The organism is Methylobacterium sp. A49B, assembly GCF_053346215.1.
Map to the genome: position 1 here is coordinate 72,530 of NZ_JBKFBO010000137.1, position 7,354 is coordinate 79,883.

General features: G+C 69.3%; 6 protein-coding genes. 1 reads left to right on the plus strand and 5 read right to left on the minus strand.

Annotation, left to right across the window (positions count from 1 at the left end; genetic code table 11):
- Window positions 1-5 precede the first annotated feature (5 nt).
- The 5 genes from ACLBX9_RS28220 to ACLBX9_RS28240 all read right to left on the minus strand — a co-directional run bounded on the left by ACLBX9_RS28220 (window position 6) and on the right by ACLBX9_RS28240 (window position 6,436).
- A complete protein-coding gene (locus ACLBX9_RS28220; protein WP_447721216.1) occupies window positions 6-1,373 on the minus strand; it encodes an MFS transporter in 1,368 nt (455 codons plus the stop codon).
- Between the two features lie 101 nt (window positions 1,374-1,474).
- Entirely contained in the window at window positions 1,475-2,212 is a 738-nt protein-coding gene (locus ACLBX9_RS28225) for an aspartate/glutamate racemase family protein (RefSeq protein ID WP_447721217.1), read from the minus strand.
- Window positions 2,213-2,286: 74 nt separating this feature from the next.
- Window positions 2,287-3,786, minus strand: coding sequence for an NCS1 family nucleobase:cation symporter-1 (locus ACLBX9_RS28230; RefSeq protein ID WP_447721218.1), 1,500 nt, complete (start codon window positions 3,784-3,786; stop codon window positions 2,287-2,289).
- Window positions 3,787-3,960: 174 nt separating this feature from the next.
- On the minus strand, window positions 3,961-5,124 hold the full coding sequence (gene puuE, locus ACLBX9_RS28235; protein WP_010683428.1) for an allantoinase PuuE: 1,164 nt from the start codon (window positions 5,122-5,124) through the stop codon (window positions 3,961-3,963).
- A gap of 409 nt (window positions 5,125-5,533) precedes the next feature.
- Complete coding sequence (locus ACLBX9_RS28240) at window positions 5,534-6,436, minus strand: LysR family transcriptional regulator (protein ID WP_039892858.1); 903 nt, start codon at window positions 6,434-6,436, stop codon at window positions 5,534-5,536.
- A 106-nt stretch (window positions 6,437-6,542) separates the two neighbouring features.
- On the opposite strand from ACLBX9_RS28240, the gene ACLBX9_RS28245 reads away from it, so the two are divergent.
- Window positions 6,543-7,354, plus strand: an 812-nt coding sequence (locus tag ACLBX9_RS28245; protein ID WP_447721219.1) for a bifunctional allantoicase/(S)-ureidoglycine aminohydrolase, incomplete at its 3' end; no start/stop codon positions are given.

Sequence of the window (7,354 nt, forward strand, 5' to 3'; positions counted from 1 at the left end):
TCGTATCAAGCCGGCTCGTGCGCCGCCCGCGCCCGGGCGCGCCGCTCCATCGCGGACGTCGCGGGTGGGACGAAGGCGAGGATCAGAACGAGCGCTGCGGCCTCGACCGCCGCCACCAGCCAGAGGCCGGTCGAGACCGAGCCGGAATGCTCGCGCAGGTAGCCCATCACCGCCGGCGCGCCGAAGCCCGCGAGATTGGCCACCGAATTGATCAGCGCGATGCCGGCGGCCGCCGCCGAACCCGCCAGGAAGCGGCCGGGGATCTGCCAGAACACCGGGATCGCGCTCATCGTGCCGACGATCGCCAGCGCCAGCATGACCAGCGCGAGGGCGGGCGCATCCGTGATGAAGAAGCCGGTCAGGGCGATCGCCAGGGCGCCGATGAAGGCGGGCACGCCGCAATGCAGGCGTGCCTCACCGGTCCGATCCGAGTGCCGCCCGTTGAGGATCATCCCCGCGCCGCCGCACAGGTAGGCCGCCGACATGATCCATCCCACGGTGAGCGGATCGGTGAAGCCGGCATCGCGGACCACGCTCGGCCCGAAGAAGGTCAGGGCCGAGTTCGCCGTGACGATGCAGAAGAAGATCGCGATGCATTGCCAGACGCGGGGATCCTTCAGCGAGGCCAGGATACGGTGCTCGCGGGGGCCGAGCGCCTCGGCGTCGCGGGCGAGGTCGGCCTCGACCAGGGCGCGCTGCTCCGGTGTCAGCCAGGCCGCCTTGGACGGGCGGTCGGTGAGGTAGATCAGGGTGACGAGGCCGGCGAGGATCGAGGGAATGCCTTCGAGCAGGAACACCCACTGCCAGCCGGACCAGCCGTTGACCCCGTGCATCCCCGCCATGATCGCGCCGGCCAGGGGGCCGCCGATCACGCCGGCCAGGGCCGAGGCCGACATGAACAGGCCGAACACCTTGGCGCGCCGCTCGCTCGGATACCAGTAGGTCAGGAACAGGATGACCCCCGGATAGAACCCCGCCTCGAACACCCCGAGCAGGAACCGCAGCACGTAGAAGAAGGCCGGCGTGGTGACGAACATCATCGCCACGCAGCACAGGCCCCACAGGAGCGTGATCCGCGCGATGGTCTTGCGCGCGCCGATCCGTTCGAGCAGCAGGTTGCTCGGTACCTCGCAGAGGAAGTAGCCGATGAAGAAGATCCCTGCGCCGATCCCGTAGACGGTCTCGCTGAACCGCAGCTCGGCGAGCATCTGGAGCTTGGCGAAGCCGATGTTCACCCGGTCGATCCAGGACAGGACCCAGAGGAACATCAGGAACGGCAGCAGCCGCCACGTGATGCGGCGGTAGGTGTCGTCGAGGGCGCTGGACGCCGCGATGGGGAGGGTGTCGGTTGCGCCCTGTGCCTGGATCGTCATGGCGTGGCCTACACTGGAAGCGTGACGGGACGGATGGCGGACATGTTCGACCCGGGACGACGGCGCCAGTCACGAGGCGCGCGGCCGTGCGATCGGTTGTTTCAAGCGGTCCGATCCCCAGGCGTGAGCAGCGCCGCGAGGGACGGGCCGAGACCGACCGTGTCGAAGGCGATGGCCGGCGGCCGCCGATACGGCGCGCGCGCTGCCGCGACGACGGCCTGCACGCTGGTCTCGACCGAGCAGAGGATCGGCACCCCGACCTGCGGCTGCAGGCGCGCGGCAAGGCCGGCCAGCGCCGCCCCGCCCAGGATCACCGCCTCCGCGCGATCCTGCTCGGCGCAGGCGCGGCAGGCGGCGGCGAGCTCCGCCAGGGCCGCCTGTGGGTCTCGGGCGATCTCCCCGCCGGTGCGCTCGATCGTCCGGATGGCCACGAGGCCGTCGCCGAGGCTTAAGCCCGCGACCGCCTCGGCGAGCATCGGCTTCCACAGGGCGCCGCCCGTGACGATGGCGTAGCGCGACGCCGTCTTCTGGGCCTCGAGACACGAGGCCTCGAGCATCCCCACGACCGGGACGGGCGCGATCTCCCGCAAGGCCAGCAGCCCGGGATCGCCGAAGCAGGCGAGGAAGACCGCGTCGCAGCCCGCCCCGTGCTCCGCGAAGGCGTCGAGGGCGGCGTGACCGGCGATGGCCAGGGCCGTGCGGCTGGCGATGTAGGCGGCGCCGGAGCGTGCCGTCACCGGCACGAAGGTCGCCGCCGCGCCGGCCACGTCCTCGGCCCGCCGGGCCACGAGGGCGGTCACCGAGGCGGTGGTGTTCGGGTTGAGCAGAAGGATGCGCATGGCGCCGCGTCGGGTTGGAGAAGTCGGAGGCGTGCGGCGCGGGTCGAGCCGCGCCGCCGCGACGGTTGCGCGCTTCAGGCGGGGCGCGTCGCCGGCGCCGGCCGGCGGCGCATGATGAGGGCGTAGATCCCGAAGCCGAGGCCGCAGCCGATGAACCATGTGAAGTTCGCCACGCTGTCTAGGCCGGGCAGGATCACGCAGAGCGCCGGGATCGCCGCGGAGGGGACGATGGCCGCCACGGCCGCGAGGTTGTACCCGTTCTTGTACCAGTACGTGCCCGCGGGATTCATCGTGTAGAGATCGTCCACGACCACCCGCTCCTTCTTCACGAGGTAGAAGTCGGCGATCAGGATCCCGAACAGCGGGCCGATGAAGGCGCCGAGGACGTCGAGCGTGTAGTGGATCACGGCCGGGTTGTTGTAGAGGTTCCACGGCGTGATGAAGATCGAGCCGACCGCCGCGATCATCCCGCCCATCCGCCAGGAGATCCGCCTCGGGGACACGTTGGAGAAGTCGAACGCGGGCGAGACGAAGTTCGCCACGATGTTGATCCCGATGGTGGCGGTCATGAAGGTCAGGGCGCCGAGCACCACCGCGAAGGTGCTGTCGATGCGGCTGACCGTCTCCACCGGATCGGTGATCAGGTGGCCGAAGACCGGGACGGTCGCCGAGGCGGTGATGACCGTTAGCAGCGAGAAGCCGAGGAAGTTCACCGGCAGGCCCCAGAAATTGCCCCGCTTCACCGCCGCGAAACTCGTACCGTAGCGCGAGAAATCCCCGAAGTTCAGCATCGGGCCGGAGAAGTAGGAGACCACGAGGGCCACGGCGTTGATCATCACCGGCAGGGCGTCCCAGCCCGTGTACTTCACGGTGCCGAGGGTCAGGCCGATCTGGCCGATGCCGGCCTTGGCGACCAGGTAGGCGGCCAGCGCGATCATCACGACGTAGACCGCAGGTCCCGCCCAGTCGATGAACACGCGGATCGCCTCCATGCCGCGCCAGAAGACCAGTGCCTGCAGGACCCAGAGCGTCATGAACGCGGCCCAGCCAAGGCCGGAGAGGCCGGCGAAGCCGTACTGCTTGAGGTCGGCGTAGACGGCGAGTTCGGGAAAGAAGCGCAGCGCGACGACCGTGAGGGCCGCCGAGGCGAGGTAGGTCTGGATGCCGTACCACGCGACCGCGATCAGCCCGCGGATGATCGCCGGGATGTTGGCGCCTTTGACCCCGAAGGCGGCGCGGCAGATCACCGGATAGGGCGTGCCGGTCTGCTGGCTCGGCTTGGCGACGAGATTGCAGAAGACCTGGACGATGACGATGCCGACGAGCAGCGCGACCAGCACCTGCCAGCTCACCAGACCGAGGGAGAACAGGCTGCCCGCGGTGACGTAGCCGCCGACGCTGTGCACGTCCGACATCCAGAAGGCGAAGATGTTGTAGGTGCCCCAGGTCTGCTTCTTCAGCGGGGCGAGATCCTCGTTGACGAGGTCGGGATCGTAGCTCGGCTTGAGGACGACCTTCTCCCGCTCGTCCGACATGGCGGTGCTCAGGCCCGCTGCCTCGACATGTGCGTACATCGCGCTTCTCCCAGTTCGACGCAGCCCTGTTGCCGGGCTTTGCGGTAGTCATGCCGGCCAGTTGCGGCTCGGCACGCAAAACGTATGCCCGATCGGGCGTAGTCTTTACGCAATACAGTTACTGCACGTCGTCCGCCGGATCACTGCCGCGAGCCGGCGATCGACTGCGCATCTCTAGCGGGCGATCAGCCTCTCCAGCCTGTCCAGGATTACCCGGCCGTCGGCCCGGCCGCCCGCGGTCTTGCAGAGACGGCGCGCCAAGTCCTCGGCCCGGTCGGCCTCCGGTCCGATGCCGCCCGCGTGGACCTTCGCGGCCATCGCGGCCCCATCGTCGGGCGAGCCGCCGGCCAGGAGCGTGCAGACCGGACCGAAGACGTCGCTGAACAGCGCGGGCCCCATGCGGCTCGGGCGGTAGCCGCCCTGCGGCGGATGGGCCGTGATCCAGTGGCGGGCGATATCCAGCCGGGTGGTCACCCAGGCGCCGGGATGATCGCGGACGTAATCGAGGAACCGCTCCAGGGCCGCCATCCGGCCCGGCCGTCCGACCAGGCGGCAGTGGAGCCCGACCGACATCATGCCGCCCTGCCCCGCCTCGCCCTCGCGGCACAGGACGTCGAAGGTGTCCTTGAGGTAGCTGAAGAACTGCTCGCCGCTGTTGAAGCCCTGCGCCGTCGCGAACCGCATGTCGTTGGCGTCGAGGGTGTAGGGGACCACGAGCTGCTGGCGGCCGCCGATCATCAGCCAGTACGGCAGGTCGTCGGCGTAGGAATCCGCGAGATAGAGGAAGCCGCCCTCGGCCGCGCCGATGGCGAGCGTGTTCGTGGACGTCCGACCCTGGTAGAGGCCCAGCGGCCTGCTGCCGGTCAGGTCGGTCTGGAGCGCGACGGCCGCGTCGATATCGGCCCGCTCGGCCTCCGGGCTGTGGTCGCGGTAGTCGATCCAGCGCAATCCGTGGCTGGCGATCTCCCAACGGGCCTCGACCATGGCGGCCACGGCCTCGGGGTTCCGGCGCATGGCGGCGGCGACGCCGAAGACCGTGACGGGCAGATTCCGGCTCGTGAACGCGCGCCAGAGCCGCCAGAAGCCGGCCCGCGCGCCGTACTCGTAGATCGACTCCATGTTGGCGTGGCGCTGGCCGGGCCAGGGCGACGCCCCCACGATCTCGGACAGGAAGGCTTCCGAAGCGGCATCCCCGTGGAGGATGCAGTTCTCGGCGCCCTCCTCGTAGTTGACGACGAACTGGACGGCCACGCGCTTGCCGCCGGGCCAGCGCGGTTCCGGCCGGGACCGGCCGTAGCCCACCATGTCGCGGGGATAGGCCTGATCGAGATCGAACATGGGAAAATCCCTCGTTCCGACCATCGATAGACGTGTCGGTCTCCCACTGTCCAATATGTTGTTCGGCTGGATTGATAGGTTGTGCGAATGGTTGGGACGCTCGGAGGCCGGCACATCTGAATGTCCGCCCGTCTAGAGCCAGCATATCCCATTCCCTCTCCGAGCCTCAGCGCGCGATCGCTTCACCCCCGTCATCCCGGGCCGCACAGCGGAGCCCGGGATCCGGAGCCGCCGACTTGCCAAGGCCTCGCACTGACAGTGGATCTGGATTGCCCGCCTCCGGCGTGCCCCTCCGGGTCCGGGCTCGCCTGCGGCGACCCGGAATGACGAAGTGGCTTTGTAACGCGAAGGTCCCGCAAGCCTCGGAGATGAACGCCCTCGTGCATCTGGCCGGGGGTGAGACGCCGCGTCAGGCGGCGCGGAAGCGTTCCGCCAGCCGGGGCGCCTCCCGCCGGATCATGTCGAGGAAGTTGTTGAGGACCGGGTTCTTCCGGGCGTGATGCAGGGCGTAGACATCCGCCGAGAGGAAGGGCGGGTCGATCGGGAGGACGGTGACGTCCGGGTGCCCCACGCGGCCCACGAATTCCGGGATGATGGCGAGACCGAAGCCAGCCGCGACCAAGCTCACCAGCGACGAGGCTTCCCGGACCTGCTGTGCGATGTCGGGCGTAAAGCCCCTGAGCACGCAGGCCTGATAGATCTCGTCGGCGAAGCGGGAGCTTTCGAGGCGCAGCGAGACCAGCCGCTCGGTCCGGAAGATGTCGATCGGGACGCTCCGACCGGTTGCGAGCTCGTGTCCCGCGGGCAGCGCCACGCACAGCCGCTCTTCCCACGCCCGATGCGCGACGAGGTCGGGATCCTCCGGGGGGCTGCGGAGGAAGCTCAGGTCCGTGCGATGCGCCTTGAGGGCGGCGATCTGATCGGCCGGCGCCATCTCGTGGATGCGCACGTCTACCCCCTCGAACCGCTGTTCGAAGGAGCGGATCAGGAAACCGAGCGGGCCGACCAGTACGGAACTGGTCATGCCGATGTTCAGGATGCCGGTCGTCCCCGTGCCGATGGTGCGCGCCCGATCGACCGAGTCGGCGGCCTGGGCGAGGATCGCCCGGGCGTTGCGCAGGAAGTCCTCCCCGGCCGCGGTCAGGGCCACGCGCCGGCTCGATCGCTCGAACAGGTTCACGCCGATCTCGATCTCGAGGTCGCGGATCTGCTGGCTGAGCGGCGGCTGCGATACGCCGAGGCTCGCTGCGGCCGCAGTGAAGCTGAGATGTTCGGCCACCGCTGCGAAGTATCGGAGGTGACGGAGTTCCATGCATCCCAACCATACGGAATTCGAATGAATGGCAACACAAAAGGTATTTGACGTCTAGACCAAGGCCTTCGATGCTCAGCGGATCGGATCCCGGCGGGAAACCATCATGACGCATTCGTCCTACAACCCGGTCTGCGGGGGCCTTCCGCCGCAGACCGCCCTGATGACCGGCCGGGCCGTGTTCACCGAGGCCTACGCAGTCATCCCGAAGGGCGTGATGAGCGACATCGTCACCAGCGTCCTGCCGTTCTGGACCGGCACGCGGACCTGGATGCTGTCCCGGCCGCTCTCGGGCTTCTCGGAGACCTTCGCGCAGGCCCTGATGGAGATCGCCCCCGGCGGCGGCAGCGAGCAGCCCGAGCCGGATCCCGAGGCCGAGGGCGTGCTCTTCGTGGTCGGCGGCCAGCTGCGGCTCGTCCTCGACGGGCGCGCGCACGCCCTGCGGCCCGGCAGCTACGCCTACCTCGCCCCCGGGGCGGCCTGGAGCCTGCGCAACGACGGCGGCGAGCCCGCCCGCGTCCACTGGATCCGCAAGGCCTACGAGCGCGTGCCCGGCCTCGACGCGCCCCCGTCGTTCCTCGCCCACGAAGCCGACGTCACGCCCGCGGCGATGCCCGGTACGGACGGGGCCTGGGCCACCACCCGCTTCGTCGCCGCCGACGACGTGCGCCACGACATGCACGTCAACATCGTGACGCTGCGTCCGGGCGCCTCGATCCCGTTCGAGGAGACCCACGTCATGGAGCACGGGCTGTTCGTGCTGGAGGGCAAGGCGGTCTACCGGCTCAACCGCGACTGGGTCGAGGTCGAGGCCGGCGACTACATGTGGCTGCGCGCCTTCTGCCCCCAGGCCTGCTACGCCGGCGGACCGGGACCCTTCCGCTACCTCCTCTACAAGGACGTCAACCGCCACGCGGC

Bases quoted from the DNA above. Each gene is read 5' to 3' on its own strand.
- ACLBX9_RS28220 (WP_447721216.1), bottom strand. From the start codon at position 1,373: ATGACGATCCAGGCACAGGGCGCAACCGACACCCTCCCCATCGCGGCG.
- ACLBX9_RS28225 (WP_447721217.1), bottom strand. From the start codon at position 2,212: ATGCGCATCCTTCTGCTCAACCCGAACACCACCGCCTCGGTGACCGCC.
- ACLBX9_RS28230 (WP_447721218.1), bottom strand. From the start codon at position 3,786: ATGTACGCACATGTCGAGGCAGCGGGCCTGAGCACCGCCATGTCGGAC.
- puuE (WP_010683428.1), bottom strand. From the start codon at position 5,124: ATGTTCGATCTCGATCAGGCCTATCCCCGCGACATGGTGGGCTACGGC.
- ACLBX9_RS28240 (WP_039892858.1), bottom strand. From the start codon at position 6,436: ATGGAACTCCGTCACCTCCGATACTTCGCAGCGGTGGCCGAACATCTC.